The 22,907-nt window shown below is 31.3% G+C and carries 17 protein-coding genes and 1 tRNA gene; all 18 read left to right on the plus strand.

Annotated features, from left to right (window positions below):
- The first annotated feature begins 139 nt into the window (after positions 1-139).
- The 18 genes from BSD9I1_RS01300 (at position 140) to BSD9I1_RS01385 (ending at position 22,832) form a co-directional block, all read left to right on the plus strand.
- A complete protein-coding gene (locus BSD9I1_RS01300) occupies positions 140-1,402 on the plus strand; it encodes an efflux RND transporter periplasmic adaptor subunit (protein WP_186428790.1) in 1,263 nt (420 codons plus the stop codon).
- Positions 1,402-4,521, plus strand: coding sequence for an efflux RND transporter permease subunit (locus tag BSD9I1_RS01305; RefSeq protein ID WP_186428791.1), 3,120 nt, complete (start codon positions 1,402-1,404; stop codon positions 4,519-4,521). The genes BSD9I1_RS01300 and BSD9I1_RS01305 overlap by 1 nt, the downstream gene beginning before the upstream one ends.
- Before the next feature lie 171 nt (positions 4,522-4,692).
- Positions 4,693-5,700, plus strand: coding sequence for a zinc dependent phospholipase C family protein (locus BSD9I1_RS01310; RefSeq protein WP_186428792.1), 1,008 nt, complete (start codon positions 4,693-4,695; stop codon positions 5,698-5,700).
- A gap of 141 nt (positions 5,701-5,841) precedes the next feature.
- Complete coding sequence (locus tag BSD9I1_RS01315) at positions 5,842-7,221, plus strand: VanW family protein (RefSeq protein ID WP_242966376.1); 1,380 nt, start codon at positions 5,842-5,844, stop codon at positions 7,219-7,221.
- A gap of 87 nt (positions 7,222-7,308) precedes the next feature.
- Positions 7,309-8,259 carry a MoxR family ATPase gene (locus tag BSD9I1_RS01320; RefSeq protein WP_035304829.1) on the plus strand — a complete coding sequence of 317 codons (951 nt, stop codon included), beginning with the start codon at positions 7,309-7,311 and terminating at the stop codon, positions 8,257-8,259.
- On the plus strand, positions 8,256-9,410 hold the full coding sequence (locus tag BSD9I1_RS01325) for a DUF58 domain-containing protein (RefSeq protein WP_186428793.1): 1,155 nt from the start codon (positions 8,256-8,258) through the stop codon (positions 9,408-9,410). The genes BSD9I1_RS01320 and BSD9I1_RS01325 overlap by 4 nt, the downstream gene beginning before the upstream one ends.
- 1 nt (position 9,411) lies before the next feature.
- The gene (locus BSD9I1_RS01330; protein WP_186428794.1) at positions 9,412-11,625 is read left to right on the plus strand and encodes a transglutaminase-like domain-containing protein; all 2,214 of its coding nucleotides are present in this window, start codon (positions 9,412-9,414) and stop codon (positions 11,623-11,625) included.
- Between the two features lie 46 nt (positions 11,626-11,671).
- Positions 11,672-11,758, plus strand: a tRNA-Leu gene (locus tag BSD9I1_RS01335).
- Between the two features lie 196 nt (positions 11,759-11,954).
- A complete protein-coding gene (locus BSD9I1_RS01340; protein WP_186428795.1) occupies positions 11,955-12,776 on the plus strand; it encodes a Cof-type HAD-IIB family hydrolase in 822 nt (273 codons plus the stop codon).
- Positions 12,777-12,791: 15 nt separating this feature from the next.
- Entirely contained in the window at positions 12,792-13,814 is a 1,023-nt protein-coding gene (gene splB / locus BSD9I1_RS01345) for a spore photoproduct lyase (protein WP_186428796.1), read from the plus strand.
- Between the two features lie 148 nt (positions 13,815-13,962).
- A complete protein-coding gene (locus BSD9I1_RS01350; protein ID WP_186428797.1) occupies positions 13,963-14,430 on the plus strand; it encodes a tRNA (cytidine(34)-2'-O)-methyltransferase in 468 nt (155 codons plus the stop codon).
- Positions 14,431-14,441: 11 nt separating this feature from the next.
- On the plus strand, positions 14,442-15,281 hold the full coding sequence (locus BSD9I1_RS01355; RefSeq protein ID WP_186428798.1) for a DegV family protein: 840 nt from the start codon (positions 14,442-14,444) through the stop codon (positions 15,279-15,281).
- A gap of 154 nt (positions 15,282-15,435) precedes the next feature.
- A complete protein-coding gene (locus tag BSD9I1_RS01360) occupies positions 15,436-16,530 on the plus strand; it encodes a BMP family protein (RefSeq protein WP_035304842.1) in 1,095 nt (364 codons plus the stop codon).
- An 81-nt stretch (positions 16,531-16,611) separates the two neighbouring features.
- On the plus strand, positions 16,612-18,156 hold the full coding sequence (locus tag BSD9I1_RS01365) for an ABC transporter ATP-binding protein (protein WP_035304844.1): 1,545 nt from the start codon (positions 16,612-16,614) through the stop codon (positions 18,154-18,156).
- Entirely contained in the window at positions 18,149-19,234 is a 1,086-nt protein-coding gene (locus tag BSD9I1_RS01370) for an ABC transporter permease (protein WP_035304845.1), read from the plus strand. The genes BSD9I1_RS01365 and BSD9I1_RS01370 overlap by 8 nt, the downstream gene beginning before the upstream one ends.
- The gene (locus BSD9I1_RS01375; RefSeq protein ID WP_035304846.1) at positions 19,227-20,162 is read left to right on the plus strand and encodes an ABC transporter permease; all 936 of its coding nucleotides are present in this window, start codon (positions 19,227-19,229) and stop codon (positions 20,160-20,162) included. Before BSD9I1_RS01370 ends, BSD9I1_RS01375 begins: the two co-directional genes overlap by 8 nt.
- 175 nt (positions 20,163-20,337) lie before the next feature.
- Positions 20,338-21,690, plus strand: coding sequence for an RNA polymerase factor sigma-54 (rpoN, locus tag BSD9I1_RS01380; protein WP_186428799.1), 1,353 nt, complete (start codon positions 20,338-20,340; stop codon positions 21,688-21,690).
- Positions 21,691-21,794: 104 nt separating this feature from the next.
- On the plus strand, positions 21,795-22,832 hold the full coding sequence (locus BSD9I1_RS01385) for a sugar-binding transcriptional regulator (RefSeq protein ID WP_186428800.1): 1,038 nt from the start codon (positions 21,795-21,797) through the stop codon (positions 22,830-22,832).
- Positions 22,833-22,907 lie beyond the last annotated feature (75 nt).

Consider the following 22,907-nt stretch of genomic DNA (forward strand, 5'->3'; position numbering starts at 1 on the left):
TAACTTTAAGGATTAATTTAATATTTTAGACAAAAATTGATAATATGTTTATTGTAAAAGATAGGGCCATTATTTATAATAGACAGTGTAAATAATAGATAAAATTACATTTATGTGTTTGGAAGGAGTATTTTAGTAAATGGGAAAAATGAAATTAAGAGGTATTTTATTGACTTTGTCAGCCATTATTGTACTGACAGGTTGTTCAAAAGGAAAAGATAATACTAAGTCTACAGCAAATGTAGAAGTAAACCTAACTCCAGTTCAAGTAGCTTCTGTAAAAAAGGACACTATAAAAGATATAACTATGGTTAGTGGAAAGGTAGTACCTACTCAAGAAGTAGCTGTATCACCTAAATTAGGCGGAAAGGTAACTAATATAAGAGTTAAGGTTGGGGATAGAGTAAATAAGGGAGATATATTATTTACTCTAGATGATGGTGATGCGCAGGCTAGAGTAGAACAGGCACAATCAGGAGTGCAATCTTCACAGGCAGCTATCGAACAGGCACAGTCAGGGATAGCGTCAGCGGAGGCAGCTTATAAGACTGCAAAGGCGAATTATGATGCAAGCTTAGAAAAAATACAAAATGCAAAGGTTAATTTAGAAAGAATGAAAGTGCTATATCAAGAAGGAATAATATCAAAATCTCAATATGAGCAAGCAGAACTTGCTGCATCAGATAGTTCACTTCAAATTTTAAAGTCTCAATTAGCTCAAGCAGAATCTGCATACAAGCAACCACAGGCATCACAAAAGCAAGCACAAGCAGCGATGGGACAGGCATCTTCGTCCTACAGGCAGGCGGTACAAGCCTTGGAAGATACTGTTGTAAGAGCACCTTTAGATGGATTTGTAACAGCCCTTAATATAGAAGTAGGTGAAATGTCATCAAGTATGCAGGCACCAATTACCATATCTAGTTTAAGTAAAGTATATGTGAAAATAAATGTAACAGAAAATATTATTAATAAAATAAAAAGCGGAGATAAGGTAACAGCTAATTTTTCAGCGCTAAATAATAAGGAATTTGTGGGCACAATAAGCACTATAACGCCTGTAGCAAATTCTACTACTCAATTATTTGATATAAATATTGAAATAGACAATAAAGATAATGTTATCAAAGCAGGTATGTTTGCAAATATAAAGTTTAGCACAAATTCAAAAAATAATGTTTTAACTGTAAATAGTGAAGCCGTACTTCAAAAGGAAGATAAGAATGTAGTTTATATAGTAAAAGATAATAAAACAATAGAAAAACAGGTATCCATCGGAATAGACAATGGAGATTTTGCAGAGATTACTTCAGGGCTGGCTCAAGGAGATAAGGTAATTATAAAAGGCCAGCACTATGTAGAAAATGATCAAAAAGTAAAGGTAGTAGAAGGTGTTAAATAATGAATATATCAAAGTTATCTGTAAAACGTCCTGTAACAACATTGATGTGTATTTTTATAGTCCTAATTTTAGGGTTTGTCTCCTTTTCTAAAATATCTATTGATCTATTGCCAAATATCGAGTATCCCGTAGCAATTGTATCCACAAGCTATCCTAATGTTGGATCAGAGGAAATAGAAAAGCTAGTGACAAGGCCTATAGAACAAGCAGTAGCTACTGTAGAAAATATAGATACTATATCATCTATAAGTTCAGAGGGTAATTCTATAGTAATAGTTCAATTTAATTTTGGAACAGATATGAACTTTGCCTCTCTTAAAATGAGAGAAAAGGTTGATATGGTAAAAGGAATGCTGCCATCAGAAGCTAATAGCCCAACCGTCTTAAAACTAGATCCTAATGCACAGCCTATAATGCAGCTTTCAGTATCACAGGGAAATGATCTAGCAAAGATGCAAGCATTTGCAGAAGATACCATAAAACCAGCATTAGAAAGAATAGAAGGGGTTGCATCTGTAAGTATATCAGGAGGATATGAAAAAGAAGTTGTAATAGATACTAATGCAGCTAGACTAAAGGGGTATGGATTAAGCATTGATTATATTGCACAAATACTTGCAGCAGAAAATTTAAATTTACCAGGCGGTACGGTAAAAAAAGGTAACCAAGAATTATTTATAAGAAATATAGGAGAATTTACAAATTTAGAGGAAATAAAGAAGGTTCCGATACCTTTAAAAACTGGAGGAATAATTTATCTTTCAGATATAGCTGATATCTCTTTCCAAAACAAAGCTAAAACTTCTATTTCAAAGGTAGATGGAAAAGAAAACATAAATATTAGTATACAAAAACAATCAGGAACAAATACTGTGAAAATAGCAAATCAAATAAATAAGCAAATAGATAAGTTAAAGAATGAATACTCAAGTTTACAAATAGAAAAGGCATTTGACCAGTCAGAATATATAAGTAAATCTATAAGTAATGTATCAACCAGTGCTGTTACAGGGGCAATACTTGCAGTATTTATACTTTACATATTTTTAAGAAATATAAGAAGTACTTTCATAATAGGAACGTCTATACCAATTTCTATAATTTCAACATTTATACTGATATACTTTAATGGAATCACTTTAAACCTTATGACATTAGGTGGACTAGCACTTGGGGTTGGTATGCTTGTTGATAATTCAATAGTTGTACTTGAAAATATATATAGATTTAGGCAACAGGGATACTCAAGGATTGATGCAGCTATACAGGGAACTCAAGAAGTAATGATATCAGTTATAGCTTCAACGCTTACAACAGTAGCTGTATTTTTACCTATAGCATTTGCACAAGGTATCACTGCTATTATATTTAAGGAGTTAGCTTTAACTGTTACATTTTCTCTAACAGCATCTTTAATTGTTTCGTTGACACTTGTGCCTATGTTATCTTCAAAACTACTAAAGGTTGACGAGTATCAGGGAAAACATCATGAGGGTAAGAACAAATTGTTTTCCAAGATTTACGACGGATTTGATAAGGCCTTTGCATTTGTAGAAAATAAATACAAGGGGTTATTATCTAGAGCATTAAAGCACAGAAAGATAACTGTTATTATTACAATAGTAGCATTCATATCAAGTATGGCATCTTTGGCAGTCGTTGGTTTTGAGTTTTTTCCTGCAACAGACGAAGGACAATTTACTGTAAGCATAGAATTGCCAGAGGGAAGCAAAGTTAAGGATTCAGAATATGCATTAAGTACTATTGAAAACAAAATAAAAGATATAGATGAAATAAAATCTTTATTTTCTAATGCTGGTGGAGGCAGCTCCATGTCATTTACTTCATCAGGGCAAAATAAGGGAAGTCTTACAGTAAACTTAGTACCTCTAAAAGAACGAAAAAGAAGTACAGCTGATGTAGTAGATGAGGTGAGAAATTTAGTCAAGGATATACCTGGAGCTAAAATTAATATTCAGGCAGCTTCTGCAAGTATGGGAGCTAGCGGATCAGCAATTAGCATAAAGATAAAGGGAGATAATTTAAACACTCTAAAGAATATAGGAAATAACTTTAAGAATGTTATAGAATCTGTGGATGGAACAAGAGAAGTAAAATTGAGCTTGACTGAAGGAGCCCCAGAAGTGCAAGTTAAAATAAATAGGGAAAAAGCGTCGCAGTATGGAATTACAGCAGCGCAACTTTCAGCACAAATAAAGGGAGTGATGGATGGCAAGGTAGCTACGAGGTATAAAATAGATGGAGATGAATTAGATGTTATCATAAAAGGTGATGATGTATTTTCAGAAAGTATATCTAATTTAAAACAAGTCCTTATACAGACACCTACGGGAATAAATGTTCCCTTAGAGCTTATAGCAGATGTTTCTATAAGTCAATCAACATCATCAATAAATAGAGAAAATCAAGTTAGAACTATTACTGTAAATAGTGATATATATGGAAGAGACTTAAAGAGTATTACAGATGAAATTTCAAGCAAGCTGTCTTCAGTTCAGATGCCAGAAGGATACACCTATGAAATGGGTGGGGAAAATGAGCAAATGATGGATGCTTTTAGTGATTTGATACTTGCATTAGGATTGGCTGTAATACTTGTATATATGATACTTGCAGCCCAATTTGAGTCTTTGATTCATCCATTTACAATTATGTTTTCTGTACCACTAGCTTTTTCAGGAGGAATTTTTGGATTGTTTATAACAAGAAGAACCTTCAATGTACCAGCATTTATAGGACTAATAATCTTAGCAGGTATAGTAGTTAATAATGCGATAGTTTTAATAGACTACATAAAAACAAGAAGAGGCAGAGGGGAAGAAAGACAAGAAGCTATATTAAATGCAGGCCCTACAAGACTGAGACCAATATTAATGACTACATTAACTACAGTATTAGGACTTGTGCCTATGGCACTTGGGATAGGAGATGGTGCAGAAATCCAAGCTCCACTAGCTACTGTGGTTATAGGGGGACTTACCCTTTCTACATTACTTACATTAGTAATAGTGCCTGTAATATATACTTTATTCGATGACTTAATAGTTAAAGCGAAGAGGAGATTTAAAAGAACTAGTAATAAAGAAATTAGTATTTAATAAATTGGGATTTAGATTTTAGAAATTAACTATTTGTAAGGAGTTTGCATCTGCAAACTCCTTTTTAATGTTTACTAAATTAATGGAAAAGTTGATTGAATAAGAATAACGTAAAATGAGAAATATAATTTTAAATGTAAGCTAAAATCTATCAAAGGAAGTGTTTAATACATGCCAGATGCTTGGACTCATATTCTTTGTGCTGAAGATGCCATAAAGGGGATTCCAGATGGAAAATATAGAGATATACTTATAAACAATAAGGCGCTCTATAACTTTGGAGCCCAGGGGCCAGACCCTCTGTTATATTGTAAGTTCTACAATCCTTATCAACGTAAGTTTATGAAAAAGTTAAGTCAAGTGCTCCATACCGCCAAAACCTCAGAGTTTTTAATTTTTCTTATAGAAAGTTTAAAGGAATCAAATGACAACAGAGAATTTGAAAAAGTATTTGCTTATGTATCCGGTTTTATAACCCATTATGCATTAGATACACTAGGGCATCCCTTTATTTATTATTTTGGAGGAGTATATAATCCTAAATATTCGAGTACTAAAAAATATGACGTATACCATAAACAATTAGAAGTGATAATTGGAGCAATTGAAGTTAAAGCTAGAGGTGAGAAAAATACTAATAATACTCCTGTTTTTAGGCAAATGGAAATAAAAGAAGGAATGCCACATTGTATAAATCAATTGATTCACAAAGGGTTTTGGGAGATTCATAAAATAAGTGTAGAAGAAAATTTAATAGAAAACTCATATAAGGATATGAAGAAGAGTTTAAGATACATGATGGATGAGAACGGATGGAAAAGAAAGGTGCTTTATATAGCGGAAAAGATGTTCTCCAAAAAATTTAAAATCAAAGCAAGTATTTATCCTAAATATATAAATGTAACTTTAGATTATTTAAATAAGGAGCATAGAAGATGGAATCATCCATGTAATCTTAACGAAGTGTATTATAGTGATTTTGATGAAATTTATGAAGAGGCAGTTAAGGAATGTAGCAAAATGATATGCTCTGTTATAGATTATTTAAATTGTAAAATTTCGGCGAAGGAAATGACAAAAATTTTTCCTGATAAATCTTATGAAACAGGAAAGCTTTTGAAAGATTATTCCAAAATGCAGTACTATAAATGCATTTTTGAAAAAAATGTAGAAAATTAATTTTGAATTACTAAGAGAATTTCACTTAGATGAGATTCTTTTTGATTTTTGGTAAAAACTTTTAGTGTTTAGAATGTGTAGGATTGTTGTACAAGCACATTTTTATTAGTATAATATATTAGGAAGTTAGAGGTGATACATGTGGAAAAAAAGAAGAAGAAAAGAAAGAAGAAAAAAGCACTAATATTAATACTATTATTCTCAGTTATAACAGTTGCAGGTATAGTATCTGCAGGGATAAGTTACATGTATAACACAGTCAAAGCCTATGAAGGGTTAATATATCCAGGGGTAGTTGTGGGCAAAACGGACTTATCTAAAAAGACATCAGAAGAGGCTAAAAAGATACTTAAAAGCGAGTATTTAGATAAAATAGTTACTAAGGAACTTTCTATAAATACTCCGGGGAAAAAATACACCATTAAGTTTGGAGAAATAGGGGCTAAATTTGATTTAGATAAAGCAACAAACGAAGCTTTAAACTATGGAAAAAATTTAAATCTTATTTCAAAATATAAGCTTATAAAGAATCCTGTGCAAAAAAATGTTAACTTAGATTTTTCCTATAATGATAAAAATATTAAAAGTTTTATTGCAAATATAGGAAAGGAAATAAATAAGGAACCTATAAATGCAAAGCTTACGAAAATAGGAGGATTTAGTGTTTCAGAGCATCAATCAGGAAGAAAGCTTACAAGTGACAAGTTACAAAAAGATGTCTCATCTAAGATTAATGGAGAAATTGGGGTAAATATAGAAATAGAGGCACCTATAGAAGAAATAAAGCCTACTATAACTTCTGATAAACTTAGATTGGTAAATACAAGAATTTCATCTTTTTCGACTAATTACGGAGCTATTTCATCTCCACAAAGAGCTAATAATATTCAAAGGGCAACTCAAAGTATAAATGGTACTGTATTAATGCCGGGAGATACATTTAGTTTTAATGGAGTAGTAGGAGAAAGAACTGTAGCAAGGGGATATCAAGCAGCAGGTGTTATAGTGGGAAATCAAGTTGAGTCGGGACTTGGTGGCGGAATATGTCAAGTATCATCTACTTTATATAATGCTATACTTAGAGCTAACCTAAAGTCTACTGAAAGGGCTCATCATACATTACCATCTAGTTATGTGCCGTTAGGAAGAGACGCTACTGTGGATTGGGGAACTATTGATTATAAGTTTAAAAATACATTAAATTATCCTATATATATAGAAGCATATACTGCAGGAGGGAATGTGGCATTTAATGTATATTCAAATAACCAATTAACATCCAGAAGTTATGATATAACTTCAGAAATATATGAAACCATTCCATCAACTACACAAACAGTACAGGATGCCTCATTACCAGAAGGTGAGCAGCAGGTAACGCAAAAGGCTTATACAGGATATAAAGTAAGGGTTTATCAAAATACCTATGAAAATGGAAGTGTTATAAATAAGGAACTTATATCAAACGATTTTTATAGACCTGTAAATGGAATAATAAAAGTAGGAACTAAGAAAAGTTAAATATAAGAACATACATTAAAGAATTAATTTAATGTATGTTTTTTTGTTTTATAATTGGATATAATTATAAAGAAATGGGGTGGAGATATGGAAAGTGACAAATTTATAAAGAATATAGTTTATAATATTAATAATGTAATAATAGGAAAAGAATATGAAATCTTTAATATATTAAAGGGTATAATTGCAGGAGGACATATACTTATAGAAGATGTTCCAGGAGTAGGAAAAACCACACTAGTAAAGGCCTTAGCAAAATCCCTTAATTTAAACTATAGTCGTATCCAATTTACACCAGACCTATTGCCGTCAGATATTTTGGGAATTTCTATATATAATCAAAAGGTTCAAGAATTTCAGTTTATAGAAGGACCTATATTTACCAATGTACTACTAGCAGATGAGATAAATAGAACTTCACCTAAAACTCAGTCAGCTCTTTTAGAGGTAATGGAGGAAAAGCAAGTTTCTGAGGGAAGGGAAACTTATAAACTTTCAGAGCCATTTATAGTACTTGCAACTCAAAATCCCATAGAATATGAAGGAACCTTTATAATGCCTGAAGCGCAATTGGATAGGTTCATGATAAAGGTTAATATAGGATACCCAGAAAAAAGTTATGAAGAAAAAATGCTTAAGGTTTACAGAAATGAAAATCCTATTGAAAAGGTAAATGTAATTGGAAGCAGGGAAGAACTATTAAAACTGCAGGAAATATGCAGAGGAGTGTATGTATCAGATGATATAAACACTTATATAGTCAATCTTTCAGATGCTACAAGAAATAATAAATGCTTATCATTGGGGGTAAGTCCTAGAGCTTCGTTAGCTTTACTTAAAATAGCTCAAGCTTCAGCTCTTATAAATAGTAGAACTTATGTAATTCCTGAAGATGTAAAGGAAAATGTAGTTCAAGTATATGCTCATAGAATTATACTTTCACCCTTTGGGAGAGCTAATAATTATACTCAAGAGCAAGTTATAAGGGATATTATAAAAACAATACCTGTGCCTAGAGTTAAGAGAGAGATAAAATGATAAAGATAAAGAGATTTTTTATAATACTACTTTTAGGTATGTTAATCTATGCATATCTAGATGGAGGCATTCTTGCATACTCACTATTTTATAGTACTTTTTTATCATTGCTAATTTCCTTTATCTACTTAATATATATTAGAAGAAAAATTGCAATAGAAATAAGATTCAATAAGGATAAGTTATATACTAAGGAGCCATGTGAGTTTACAATTATAATTAAAAATTATAGTATACTTCCCATCCCATATTTACAAATATTTAATAACACCTTGTGTAATTTTGAGAAAGGTTTTAAATATGATGTAGTAATTCTTTCAGGAGATAAAAACAAAAGAATAAAGGGGCAATTATGCTTTGATATTAGAGGAATATATAATTTAGGAGTTACAGAAGTTATAATAAAGGACTTTTTATATATTTTTACTACAACTTTTATATTGAATAGTAATGAATGTATAAGCGTGTATCCTAAGGTGTACTCTTTTACTCATAAAATATTTCATGGATATAATGAAATTAGCATAATAAATTCAAATAGAAAAAACGCAGAAGACGAATCCTCTGTAAGGGACATTAGAAAGTATAGAGTAGGAGATAGCTTGAAAAACATACACTGGAAATTAAGTGCTAAGTATGGAGAACTATATATAAAAAACTTTGATTATTCCTCTGGAGAAAAATGCAGCATCTTATTAAACATGAATAAATTAAATACTATAGAGGAAGATGTAGTTGAGGAAAAATCAGTAGAACTTTGTATTTCGCTTGTAAGTTACTTACAAGGTAAAGGTATGAAGACAAGGATTTATATAAAAAATCAGGAGAATAGAAGCTTTTACATCGAAAAAAGAGGAGATGTTAGGGAACTTATGGAATACTTCCTTCTGAATAAAAGCAATGGAGAAGGAGAAATTGAATCTTTCATATATGATTCTTTAAATAGTATAGATAAGAGTACTTTGATAATAATTACTGGGGTCTTAACAGAAGAACAAGTAAATGTAATAACAAGTTTAAAAAAAATGGGATATAATTTAGAAGTTGTATACGTCAATATAGACTTTAAAGATCTAAGTCTCATAGAACAACTTGAAAAAAATGATATTAATGCGTTATCATATAGAGAACTTATAAAAGAAGAGGAATGATATGAAAGGTATAAAAGAGTTTTCAGTAAGGATTATACTAATTTATTTAAACTTCGTATTCATATTTAGAGTAATGGAGGTTGCCTTTAAAATAAGTGATTTTTCTTATGTACTATTTTCCTTATTATTTTTGATGGTAATAGCATTGGTATATGTTTTTAAATTTTTAATAAAAAAGCCTTATATTAAGATTTTACTAATATTATTTATTATAAGCATACTGTCTTTTAGTATATATAAGAATATAGAATATATAAGTAAGCTAATTGTAAAAAACAATTCTTATATGCAGTATTTAAATAATGCCATATATAATAGGGAAGATACTGAGTTTTTTCAGTACAAAATTTTAATTTTAACGTTACTTCCGTTACTCATATTAATATGTATATTTTTTTCAAGTATATTTACTAATTTTATATTAATTATAACTTTTGCAGCTACTGCGTTTTTCTGGTACTACGGATATACTTTTATAGTAAAGAAGTATTTGTTTTTATATCTTATGCTGACTATAATGACTTTTTCAATAAACAATTTTTTAAAGGAAAAGATAGTGCTAAAGCAAAAGAGTATAAAAGCAGAGTTGCCTATTGTAAAGACTGTTCCTTACATTGTTATACTAAGCTTAATAATTGCATCTCTCCAAAGTTTTTTCCCTAATAATTATAAAGGTCATTATAGTGAAGTAAAAGATAATATTACAAATAAACTTTTGCCTAGTAAAAATGCTGGAAGTCATATGTATAATATATCATCATCAGGTTATCCCAGTACAGAATCAAAGCTTGGAGGCCCTATTACGTTAGATGATAGAGAAGTTTTTAAGGTAAGAAGTAATAGGCCGTATTATTTAAGGGGAAGTTCTAAGGATTTTTATGATGGATTTTCTTGGAGAAATAGTATTGATACATTTGAAAAAGTAGGAGATAAAAATCCACTCCCCACGATTGAGGGAGGTAGAAGTTTCTTTCTTAAAACGGAAAGCATGGAAAATGAGCTAACTATTTATCCAACTAACTTATATACTACTACTGTTTTTTCAACTTTATATATGCAGGGAATGTCTATTAATAATAAAACTTTATATATAAACAAGGAAGGAGACTTATTGTCTTCTAAGGTAATAAGTACACCATATACTATAAGGTTTTATGATGATAGCCAAAAGTACAGTAAAATAACTCCTGATACAAAAAATTCTATAGTAATGGATGCTATAGATTTTGAATATAAGAAATCTTACCTGGAAGGAGAAATGGAAAATTATAAAAGATATCTAGAATTGCCTAAAAATATTCCTGGTAGGGTGTATGACTTAACGAAACAAATAACATCTAAAGATAATAATGATTCTGAAAGTCTAATAAGTATATATAATTATCTTAACAAAAATTATAAGTATTCTCTTGAAGTTTCTAATATTCCTCAAAATAAGGAGTTTGTAGACTACTTTCTATTTGAAGAAAAAAAGGGATATTGTACTTATTTTGCAACAGCTTCCGTAGTAATGCTTAGAATGGCGGGCATCCCTGCAAGATATGTAGAAGGATTTAATATGACAAATAATAAGAATGAAAATGGGCTTTATGTGGTTACAAATAAAAATGCCCATGCTTGGGTAGAGGTTTTAATATCTCCTACATATAACACGTGGGGAGTATTTGATGCAGTGCCTAGTGCGCCGGAAATTTTAAGGACGGAGGAAGAAAAGGCTAAAGAAAAGGAAAGTAACCAAGTACAGGAAAAGTCACAGGAGATTAACAAAGGTGACCAAAAGACACAACATCAATTAGGAAGAGAAGAAAAAAACATAGATTTAAAAGGGATTGTTATAAATAAAGTATTGTGGATCGTATTAAGAGTATTTTTCGTTATATGTATATTTATATTAATTAAAAAATACAGAAAAAGCAAAATTATAAAATCACAAAGTGTAATTCCTCTGTATCAATATATATTATCAAGATTAAAAACTGAAGGAATAATTATTCCAGTTAATACTGGCGATTTAGAGTTTTGGAAAAGTTATGATGATGTCTATATTAGATTCCTAATGAGCGATTTATGTACTTTAGCTTATGAAGAATATTATGGACAATATAATAGTCTAAAAGCACTAGACAAGATAAGTTATTATAATTCTATAGAAAAATATCTAAGAGGCAAGCAAAGTAAAGTTAAGTATATATTCTTTTATTTTGTAGTATTGTAAATTAAAGTATACATGTTATAATATTTATATAGAATATTATGGTAATGCGGATATGGCGGAATTGGCAGACGCACTAGATTCAGGTTCTAGCGAAGGAAGCTTCATGCAGGTTCGAGTCCTGTTATCCGCACCAGCAAAGTTTGAAATATCAAAGTTAAAGTGCCTCCACATAACAAGGGAACTTTTGCCTTAGGCAAAGGTTCCCTTTTAATTACATATAAAATTAAGTTATAAAGAACAATATATACAGATAGGGAGTTGGACAGAAATAGGCACTATTTATATAATAAGTATTATGTAAATAATAATTGATGAAAGGGATGTTTGAATTGAAATATAAATTAATATGTATAGATATGGATGGAACGTTGTTAAATAAATCTGGAGAAATAAGTAAAAGAAATTTGGAGGCTATTAAAATGGCGTCTAAAAATGGAGTAAATGTAGCTGTTACTACAGGAAGGCTATTTGCATCTGCCAATTACTTTGCAGATCTATTAGAAGTAAAGACTCCTGTTATAGCATCTAATGGAGCATATATAAGAGAAAAGTCCAGTGATAAGGTTATATATAAATCACTTTTAGGTTATGATAATGCCATAAAAGTAGTTGAAATACTTAAGACATTTGATTTATATCCTCACTTTAATACCTATGATTCTATTTTTACAGAAAGGCTCATTAACTCATCTTTGTTTTATTCTAAGCTAAATGAAACTTTACCAGAGGATAGGAAAATAAAAATTTGTATTGCAGAAGATTGGCAAAGGGTATTAAAGGAAAATGAAGGCGAAATACTAAAGTGCATAGTTATAGATAAAGATATAGAGAAGATTAAAAAAGCTAAGGAAGAAATTAATAAAATAGAAACTCTAGAAGTAGTAAGCTCCTTAAAAAAGAACTTTGAAATAATGGCAAAGGGAGTATCTAAGGGGAAAGCTGTAGAGATGCTTGCAAATTATTATGGCATTGATAGAAGTGAGGTAATATGTATAGGAGATAATGAGAATGATTTATCTATGATAAATTATGCAGGTCTTGGAATTGCAATGGGGAATGCAGAGGATTTTGTAAAAGAAAGTGCGCATTATATAACAGATACCAATGATGATGACGGGGTAGCAAAAGCCATAGAAAAATTTGTATTATAGACTAGGAGGGAAATTATGTTTATACCTAGGAGAATAATTTTTGAAAAGGGTTCGTTAGATTATGAAATAGGTAAAAATATATATGAGAAGTTTAAAAATAAGTCAGATATAGAAATAATACAATTAACATCTAATAAGATAAAGCAAAGCATTCCAGGAGATAACCTATATGATTTTTATAGGGCGGGCAAAAATACCTTAGTAGTCGGGGTGAAAAAAGGATTTAAGTATCAATCCTGTAAGCCATCAGCACATTATCAATTACCTTTAGTATCAGGTTGCATAGGACATTGTGAGTATTGTTACTTAAATACCAATATGGGAGATAAACCATACATAAAGGTTAATGTTAATATAGAGGATATACTCAATAAAGCTAAAGAGTATATAGATGAAAGGCTTCCAGAGATAACGATATTTGAAGGAGCTGCAACCTCAGACCCTGTGCCAATTGAGCCATATACACATTCTTTAGCAAAGACTATAGAGTTTTTTGGGGAAGGTGTAAATGGCAAGTTTAGATTTGTTACAAAATATAATGATGTAGACGGACTGCTTAATTTGAAGCATAACGGCAATACTGAAATAAGATTTACATTAAATACTTTTAAAGTTATCAGCGACTATGAAAAGAGAACTGCGCCAATTGATAAAAGAATAGAAGCAAGTGTAAAGGTAGCAAAAGCTGGATATCCAGTAGGTTTTATTATAGCACCGGTATTTTTATATGATAATTGGAAAGAAGATTATAAGAACTTATTATTAGAATTGCATGATAAAATTCCAAAGAATTTAAGATATCCAATAACATTTGAAATTATTTCACATAGGTATACAGCTAGAGCGAAAAATATAATATTGGAAGTGTTTCCGCAAACTACGTTACCAATGATTGATGAGGAAAGAAAATATAAACATGGGCAGTTTGGATACGGAAAGTTTGTATATACAAGAGAAGAGATAGAAGAAGTAAAGGATTTTTTTACAAATCAGATAGAAACAATATTTGAAAACAAAGTTGTAAAATATGTAATATAATTATTAAATTAAGATTTACTATATAAATTAAGTGATGGATAGGAATACATTGCTTAATACAAAGTGGTAATTGAATAATTGGTAATATTAGAGTAATATATTTATTATAGATTTGTACTGATGAGTTAAACAAGTAAGGGGGAAAAAATTGAATTTAAATATAGTTTTGTTTCAGCCAGAAATACCACAAAATACTGGAAATATAGCGAGGACTTGTGTTCTTACAAATTCTAAGCTTCATCTTATAAAACCTTTAGGTTTTAGTTTGGATGAAAAACATTTAAAAAGAGCAGGGCTGGATTATTGGAAGTACTTAGACCTAACTATTTATGAATCCTATGAGGAACTTAGAGAAAAGTATACAGATAGCACGTTTTATTTTTCAACCACCCATGCAGATAAGCTTTACTCAGATGTAAAGTTTAAACAAGGAGATTTTATCGTATTTGGAAGAGAGTCTAGTGGACTGCCTGATTACATAAGAAAAGAGAACGGTGAAACATGTATAAGGGTACCTATGATAGAGAGTTCAACTAGATCCCTAAATCTATCTAATACTGTATCTATAATGACATATGAGGCATTAAGACAAATGGAATTTCCAAATATGAAATAGGAGGCAGGGTGTTGGAAAAAATAAAGATAGTAACGGATAGTACTGCAGATTTGCCAAAGTCCATAGTGGAGAAATATGATATAGAAGTTATGCCCTTACTGGTAAATATTGGAGAAAATACTTATAAGGATGGCGTAGATATATTTTTAAGAGAACTATTGGATAGAATGGATAAATCTGAAGCTTTCCCTACTACCTCACAAATAAACCCACAGCGGTTTTTAGAGTGTTATAAGAAATATTTAAACGAAGGATATAAAATAGTATCTATACATTTATCATCTAAAATGAGCGGAACCTATCAGTCTGCATGTATTGCAAGGGATATGTTAGACACTGCAAATATAGTAGTAATAGACTCATTAAATGTAACCTCAGGACTTGGAATACTAACTGTGAAAGCTTCCATATTAAAAGAAAAGGGAATTTCTATAGATGAAATAGAAATAGAAATTAAAAACACAATACCTCATGTTAAAGCTGCATTAGCATTTGAACATTTAGATAACTTAGTTAAGGGAGGAAGACTTTCTAAGACTGCAGGAGTTATTGGTAATATTCTTGGAATAAGACCAATACTTGGAGTAGTTAATGGAGAGATGACCGTAATAGATAAAGTAAGAGGAAGCAGAAAAGCAGCAAGATATATTATAGATTATATGAACGAAAATGGAATACAAAAGGGAGAACCTATGGCGCTTCTCCAAGTTGAAAATGATGATGTACGATTACAACTTAAAGAGTACCTTTGTGAAAATGGCAATGATTTTATGGAATGTGAAGTGGGGTGCGTGGTTGGTGTTCATGCAGGAAAAGGAGCTTGTGGAGTGTTTTTTATAGAAGAATATTAATAATTAGTGAATGTAAAGTAGGATGGGATAAGTTGGGTTGTATAAATGCAAAAAATATTTTTGCATATTTGATAAATGAAGGATAATTTGGTTATTTGTAGAATAGTAATGTTAAGGGTTACATTATATAATTATTAATAGGAGGGAATTACAAATGAACAAGAAAAGAATAGTTTCATTATTAGCAGCAACAATAATGACAATGTCATTGCTTGCAGGCTGCGGCGGTGGGGAAAAGAAACCTGCAGATCAAGGTGGCACAAAACCTGCAGCAACTGCATTAAAAGTAGGGTTAGTTACTGATCAAGGTGGTATTAATGATGGTTCCTTTAACCAATCTGCACATGAAGGTATAACTAGAGCGACTAAAGATCTTGGCATTGAGCAAATTCCAGCAGTAGAATCTAAGCAGCAAGATGCTTACGAACCAAATTTAAGAACTATGGCTGGAGCAGCTGATTTAACAGTTGGATGTGGATTTATGATGAGTCAGGCTATGGCAAATGTTTCAAAGCAGTTAACAGATAAGAAGTTTGTTGTAGTTGACGCTGTAGTTGATAGCCCAAATACCTTATCAATAACATTTAAAGAAGAAGAAGGTTCTTTCCTTGCAGGAGTATTAGCAGGAAAAATGACTAAAACTAATAAAGTAGGATTTATAGGTGGAAAAGAAGGAGAAGTTATAAATAGATTTGAATCTGGATTTATAGCTGGTGTTATGTCTGTTAATCCAGAAGCAGGAAAACTTTTAATGCCTGTAAATGCTAAAACTCCAGGTAAAAATGTTAAATATGTTGATTCCTTTGACGATCAACAAAAGGGAGTAGAAGCAGCTAAAATGTTATATAACAGTGGATGTGACATAGTATTCCATGCAGCAGGTGGAGTAGGTCTTGGACTTTTCAAGGCTGCTAAGGAAATGAATAAATGGGCTATAGGTGTTGACTCTGACCAAGCAGCAGCACTTCCAGATTATAAAGATGTTATAGCATTTTCAATGGAAAAAAAGGTTGGAGAATCAGTTTATGATGCTATAAAAGACCTTAAAGGTGGAAGTTTCCAAGGAGGACAGCATAAGGTTCTTGGAATAAAAGAAGATAGAGTTGGAATAGCTCCTACGGTTAATGAAAAGGTTTCTAAGGAATATATAGAGCTAGCTAATAAATACAAAGAAGCTATAAAAGAAGGAAAGTTTAAAGTTCCAGGTACAAGAGATGAGCTTAAAGATTTTAAAGCTCCACAGCTATAATAGTTTGGCTAGGTGCTTATGCATCTAGCCTTTTGTATAATTATTTGGGACTTAAACTTCATTGCAGAAAGGAGGATTCAGATGCAAAAAGTTGTGGAAATGAAAAGTATAACCAAGGTATTTCCAGGAACTATAGCTAATGATAATGTGGATTTTGAACTGAAAAAGGGAGAGATACATGTTCTTCTTGGTGAAAATGGAGCTGGAAAAACTACTTTAATGAACATTTTATACGGATTGTATCAGCCAGAAACAGGTGAGATATATGTAAATGAAAATAAGGTAAGTATTAAAAATCCTAAGGATGCAATTAAGCTAGGAATAGGAATGGTACATCAACATTTTATGTTGGTGCATAATTTCACAGTAGCTGAAAATATGGTTTTAGGGCAAGAACCTAGAAAGGGAATGTATCACATAGATATTAAAAAGGCAGAAAACGATACCAAAGAACTTGCAGAGAAGTATGGATTTAATATTGATCCTAAATCTGTAATTGAAGACATGACTGTAGGGCAGCAACAAAAGGTTGAGATACTAAAGTCATTATATAGAGGTGCGGAAATACTTATACTTGATGAACCAACAGCTGTTTTAACTCCACAGGAAATAATAGAACTTGGATCAATACTTAAAAATTTAACAAAAGAGGGGAAGTCAATAATACTTATAACTCATAAATTAAAGGAAGTTATGAGTATGAGTAATAGGGTGACTATAATAAGAAGGGGAAAATATATAAATACTGTTAATACTGGAGAAACCAATATAGATGAGCTGGCAGAAATGATGGTAGGTAGAAAGGTCAATCTTACAGTAAATAAAGAACTATCAAAGCCAGGAGAAGCTATATTAAAGATAGAAAATTTAAAAGCATTAGATCATAGAAAACTTCCTGCGTTAAAGGGTATAACTTTGGAAGTGAAGTCTGGTGAAATACTAGGAATTGCAGGAGTAGACGGCAATGGACAAAAGGAACTTGTAGAATCTATAGTGGGACTCATAAAACCAATAGAGGGTAAAGTGTATTTAAAGGGTAATGATATAACAGGAAAACCAACTAAAGACATAACAGATGCAGGAGTTGGCCATATACCTGAAGATAGACATAAAAGAGGATTAGTTTTAAAATATTCACTTCTTGAGAACTCTGTACTAGGTATACATCATAAGAAACCTTTTTCCAATGGAATAATGATGAATTACCATAAAATACGAGAACATGTAAAAAAACTTATAGATGAATTTGACGTGAGAACTCCAAATGAAGATGTATTAGCTTCATCTTTATCGGGAGGAAATCAACAAAAGCTAATTGTAGCAAGAGAAATTGAAAAGGACCCAGAACTTGTAATTGCAGTTCAACCAACTCGTGGCCTTGATGTAGGTGCAATTGAGTATATACATAAAAGATTGGTACAAGAAAGAGATAAGGGAAGGGCAGTACTGTTGGTATCTTTAGAATTAGATGAAGTTATGTCTCTCTCAGATAGAATAGCAGTTATATATGATGGGGAAATAGTGGATATATTAAATGTTAAGGATGCAACAGATCAAAAACTTGGCATATTAATGGCAGGTGGAACTTTAAAAAAGGATACGCAGGGAGGTAAAATAAATGGCTAAAGATAATACAAAAACTATAACCGTTTTAAATTCAGTAAGAAATTTATCAGTATCCTTTTTATCTATATTGCTAGCTCTTATTATATCTGTGTTCTTTGTAATGTGGGCTAAAGGATTTGGTTTTTTAGATTCGTCACAGTTACTATTTACTTCCATTTGGAAGGGAAGTTTTGGATCAAAAATAAATTTAATAGAAACCTTTGTGTTTACAACACCGTTAATATTTACAGGGCTTGCTCACGCTGTGGCATTTAAAACGGGACTTTTTAACATAGGTGTTGAAGGGCAATTTATTATAGGAATGATTACAGCAGCAATAATAGGATTAATTCCTGGAATACCATCAGCTATACATGTAATAATGATACTTATAGCGGGAATGGCTGGTGGAGCATTGTGGGCAGGAATTCCAGGATATTTAAAAGCAAAAATAGGAACCAATGAAGTTGTAAATACTATTATGATGAATTTTATTGCTATGCACTTTACAAACTATTTAACCATGGGACCTTTCCATAAGCAGGGTTCTGCAAGTACAGAACTTATTCAAAAATCAGCAGAACTATTTAGGTTTTTAGGACCCAATAATAGATTAAGTATAGGAATATTTATAGGAGTAATATTTGCAGTTTTAGTTTATATATTGTTTTGGAAAACTACTATAGGGTATGAAATAAGAGCAGTAGGGTTAAGTCCAACTTCTGCAGAATATGGTGGAATAAGTATAAAGAAAAATATAATACTTTCAATGGTAATTTCAGGAGCAATAGCAGGTATTGGTGGAGCGATACATGTAATGGGAGTACAACATCAATCCGTTCAATTATTTGGATTTCCTAACTTTGGATTTGATGGTATAGCGGTAGCTCTAGTTGCTAAAAGCAACCCTATAGGTGTACTTTTCTCTGCAGTATTATTTGCAGCGCTAAACTACAGCTCAGCAACTCTTATGTTATTTGGTATACCAAAAACAATTTCATACTTAATTCAAGGTATAATAGTACTCTTCATTGCTGGAGAATATATATTTAAACTTATATCACAGAGAAGAAAAAAGGGGGCTTTGACAAATGGATAGTGGAGTATATATAGCTATAACAGGAATAATCGCCGCAACGTTAAGACTTTCAACACCTCTTATATTTGCAGCCCTTGGTGGAGTTTTTTCAGAAAAAGCTGGAGTTGTAAATATAGCACTAGAAGGGATAATGACAACGGGTGCTTTCTTTGCAGTATATGGTTCATTTGTTACAGGCAGCCCTTGGATGGGTCTTATATTTGCTATGATTGCAGGAGCGGCTATGGCAGCTATACATGCATATTTAAGTATTCACTTAAAGGCAGAACAAGTTGTATCTGGTGTTGCTATAAATATATTTGCAGGTGCTTTGACGAGTTTTTTAATTGTTAAGTTTTTTAAGACTGGTTCTCAAACAAGTGTTGTAAAATCGATTCCATATCCATCAGAAATGATGGGGAAGGTTCCCTTCATTGGATCAATATTAAAAGAGTTAAATTGGTTTGTATTCATAGCATTTATATTAGTATTCGTATCTCATTATGTAATATATAAAACTCCGTTAGGACTTAGAATACGATCTGTAGGAGAACATCCAAAGGCTGCAGATACCTTGGGTGTAAGTGTATATGGAATAAGATATTTTTGTGTAATACTTTCGGGAGTCCTTGGAGGATTAGGAGGAGCTACTCTGTCCATAGGAATAATGAACTTATACAGAGAAAATATGGTAAGTGGGAGAGGGTTTATTGCCCTAGCAGCCATGATATTTGGTAACTGGAAGCCTATAAATGCTATGTGGGCATCAATGTTATTTGCTTTTGCAGAAACATTTCAGTTATTTGCAAAGGGATTTGGATGGACTCTTCCTGGGGAAGTGTACGCAGCATTTCCTTATATACTTACAATGCTCGCTCTTGCTGGTTTTGTTGGAAAGACTCAAGCACCAGCAGCAGATGGTGTTCCTTATGAAAAGGGTCAAAGATAGTTACAATTAATACTGAGCATTAATATATGATACTTACTAAAAAAAGTCCGCAATGCGGATTTTTTTTTAATTGAAAATTGAAAATTATTCGAAATTTTGGCATGGATTTTGCGTATAACTCTGTAATTGAATTCATATAAATGTTATAATAAAAACTATGAGGGGTGTGTTATATATGAATTTAGATTTTGGGTTATCTATGCATCAAGAGCAAAAGTTAATAATGACACAACAAATGCAGATGTCTATTAAAATACTTCAATTATCTTCCTTTGAGCTTCAGGAATATATTGAAAAGGAAATTCAAGAAAATCCATTGCTAGAAGCTAAATATGATAAAAAAGAGGACAAGTTAAATTATAAGGAGATAATAAAGTATTTAGAATTTGATGATTATACTCATAATAACTATGTAAAGGGTGACGATGAAGAGGTTTCACCATTTAATTTTATTTCTAATAAAAAGTCTTTAAAAGAATATCTAAAAGAACAAATTGCTGATTTTGATGAAAAGGATTGCATAAAACATATATGTAATTATATAATAGAGAATATTGATTCTAAGGGATATTTAGGAGTAAGTATAGAAGATATATCTAAAGAAATACATATACCATTAAATGTTGCAGAAAGGGCGTTAGTGATAGTTCAAAGCTTAGAGCCTTATGGGGTTGGAGCAAGAGATCTAAAGGAATGCTTAAAAATACAACTTTATCAAAGGAAAATGGAAAATTATAAATTGCTTCAGATTATAGATAATCACCTAGAAGATATTGCTGAAAATAGATATAATATTATAGGAAAAAGCTTAAATATTACTCCTATGGAAGCACAAAGGTATGGAGATATCATAAAAAAACTTCAGCCTAAACCATCTAGTGGGTTTTATACTGGTGAAGAAGTAAATTATATTATTCCTGATGCATATATAAAAAAAATTGGTGAAAAGTATTATATCATAATGAATGATGATTTAGTTCCAAAGCTTATGATAAATAATCTTTATAAAGGGATAATAAATAAAAATGAGGATAAGAGCGCAGTTGAATATGTTAAAAGTAGGCTGGATAGTGCTGCTTTTTTGATAAAAAGTATAGAAAATAGGAAAAGTACAATATATAGGGTTCTTGAGAGCATACTTGAAATACAAAAGGAGTATTTTGATTATGGTGAAAGGTATTTGAAACCCATGACTCTGAAAGAAATCGCAGATAACTTAAATATGCATGAGTCAACAATAAGTAGGGCCATAAGGGATAAATATATTCATACAAGTAAGGGAACTATAAAGATAAAGAGCTTATTCACAACATCTATACAAGGAAACAATAGTGATAATATGTCTTCTATTAATGTGAAAAAGTTAATTTCTAATTTAATAGATAAAGAAGATAAAAAAAATCCATTATCTGATCAATATATTTCAGATGAGCTAAAGAAGGTTAATGTGAATATTTCAAGACGAACCGTGACAAAATACAGAGAAGAAATGAGAATAAAATCTTCAAAGGGAAGAAAAAGATTTTAAAAAAATTTTTTATAGCTCTTGGAAAGCGGTTCCAAATGAGCTATAATATTAGTGGGGCAATAATGATATGCCCGGGACAATAAATGACCAGAGGGGTGTTGTGCTTGGAGGAAATATTAAAGTTACAACAGAAGATAGTGCCTGAGATGCTAGAAGTTATGGAAAAGAGATACTCCATATTGCGAGATATATACTATAATCAGCCTATTGGAAGAAGAATGCTTTCAAAAAACTTAGAGTTTAGTGAAAGAATAGTTAGAACAGAAGTAAACTTTTTAAAAGAGCAAAACTTTATAGAAATTACAACTCCAGGTATGATGATTACTGAAGAAGGAGAATATATAATAGAAAAGCTAAAGCACTTCATTTATGATATAAAAGGACTTGCTGATTTAGAAAGCAAACTTAAAGAAAAATTAAAATTAATCAGCATTACTATAGTTCCTGGGAACTCAGATGAAGATGAAAATATTCTAAGGGAAATGGGAAAGGCTGCAGCAAGTTATATAAGAAATCTTTTCGAGGAAGATACTATACTGGCACTAACTGGTGGAAGTAGTATAAAAGAAGTAGTAGATAATATGCCAAAGTTTAATGCTCCAACTAATATGATGGTAGTTCCTGCCAGAGGTGGGATGGGAAGAACATTAGAAACTCAAGCAAATACACTGGTTTCTAATCTTGCTAATAAAATAAATGCAAATTACAAGCTACTTCATGTTCCAGATAATTTAAGTGCGGAAGCTATAACTGCTATGTTTAAAGAAAAAGGAATAAAAGATGTGCTAGATATTATATATAATGCAAATATACTTATTTATGGAATTGGAAAAGCAGAAGAAATGGCAAAGAGAAGAGGCTTAAGCTGTAAGGAAATTGAAATACTTAGGAAAAAGGAAGCTGTAGGAGAAGCCTTTGGATACTATTTTAATAAAATAGGAGAAGAAGTTTACTCTACGCCTACTATGGGCCTCAAAGATGAACATATAGAAAGTATAAAGTATCTTATAGCTGTGGCAGGAGGTACATCTAAGGCAGAAGCTATAATTGCAACTCTTACAAATAAACCTAGAGGAGTTCTAATTACTGATGAAGGCGCAGCAAGAAAGATTTTAAATATAATTAACAATTTTTCATTGTAAAATAAAATTCAATTACTTATAATTGAAGATAGATCGTTTATTTGGTTAAAATTAACTTTACATATATTTATTTCA

This window comes from Clostridium sp. BSD9I1 (assembly GCF_900185645.1).
Taxonomy (GTDB): Bacteria; Bacillota; Clostridia; order Clostridiales; family Clostridiaceae; genus Clostridium_AK.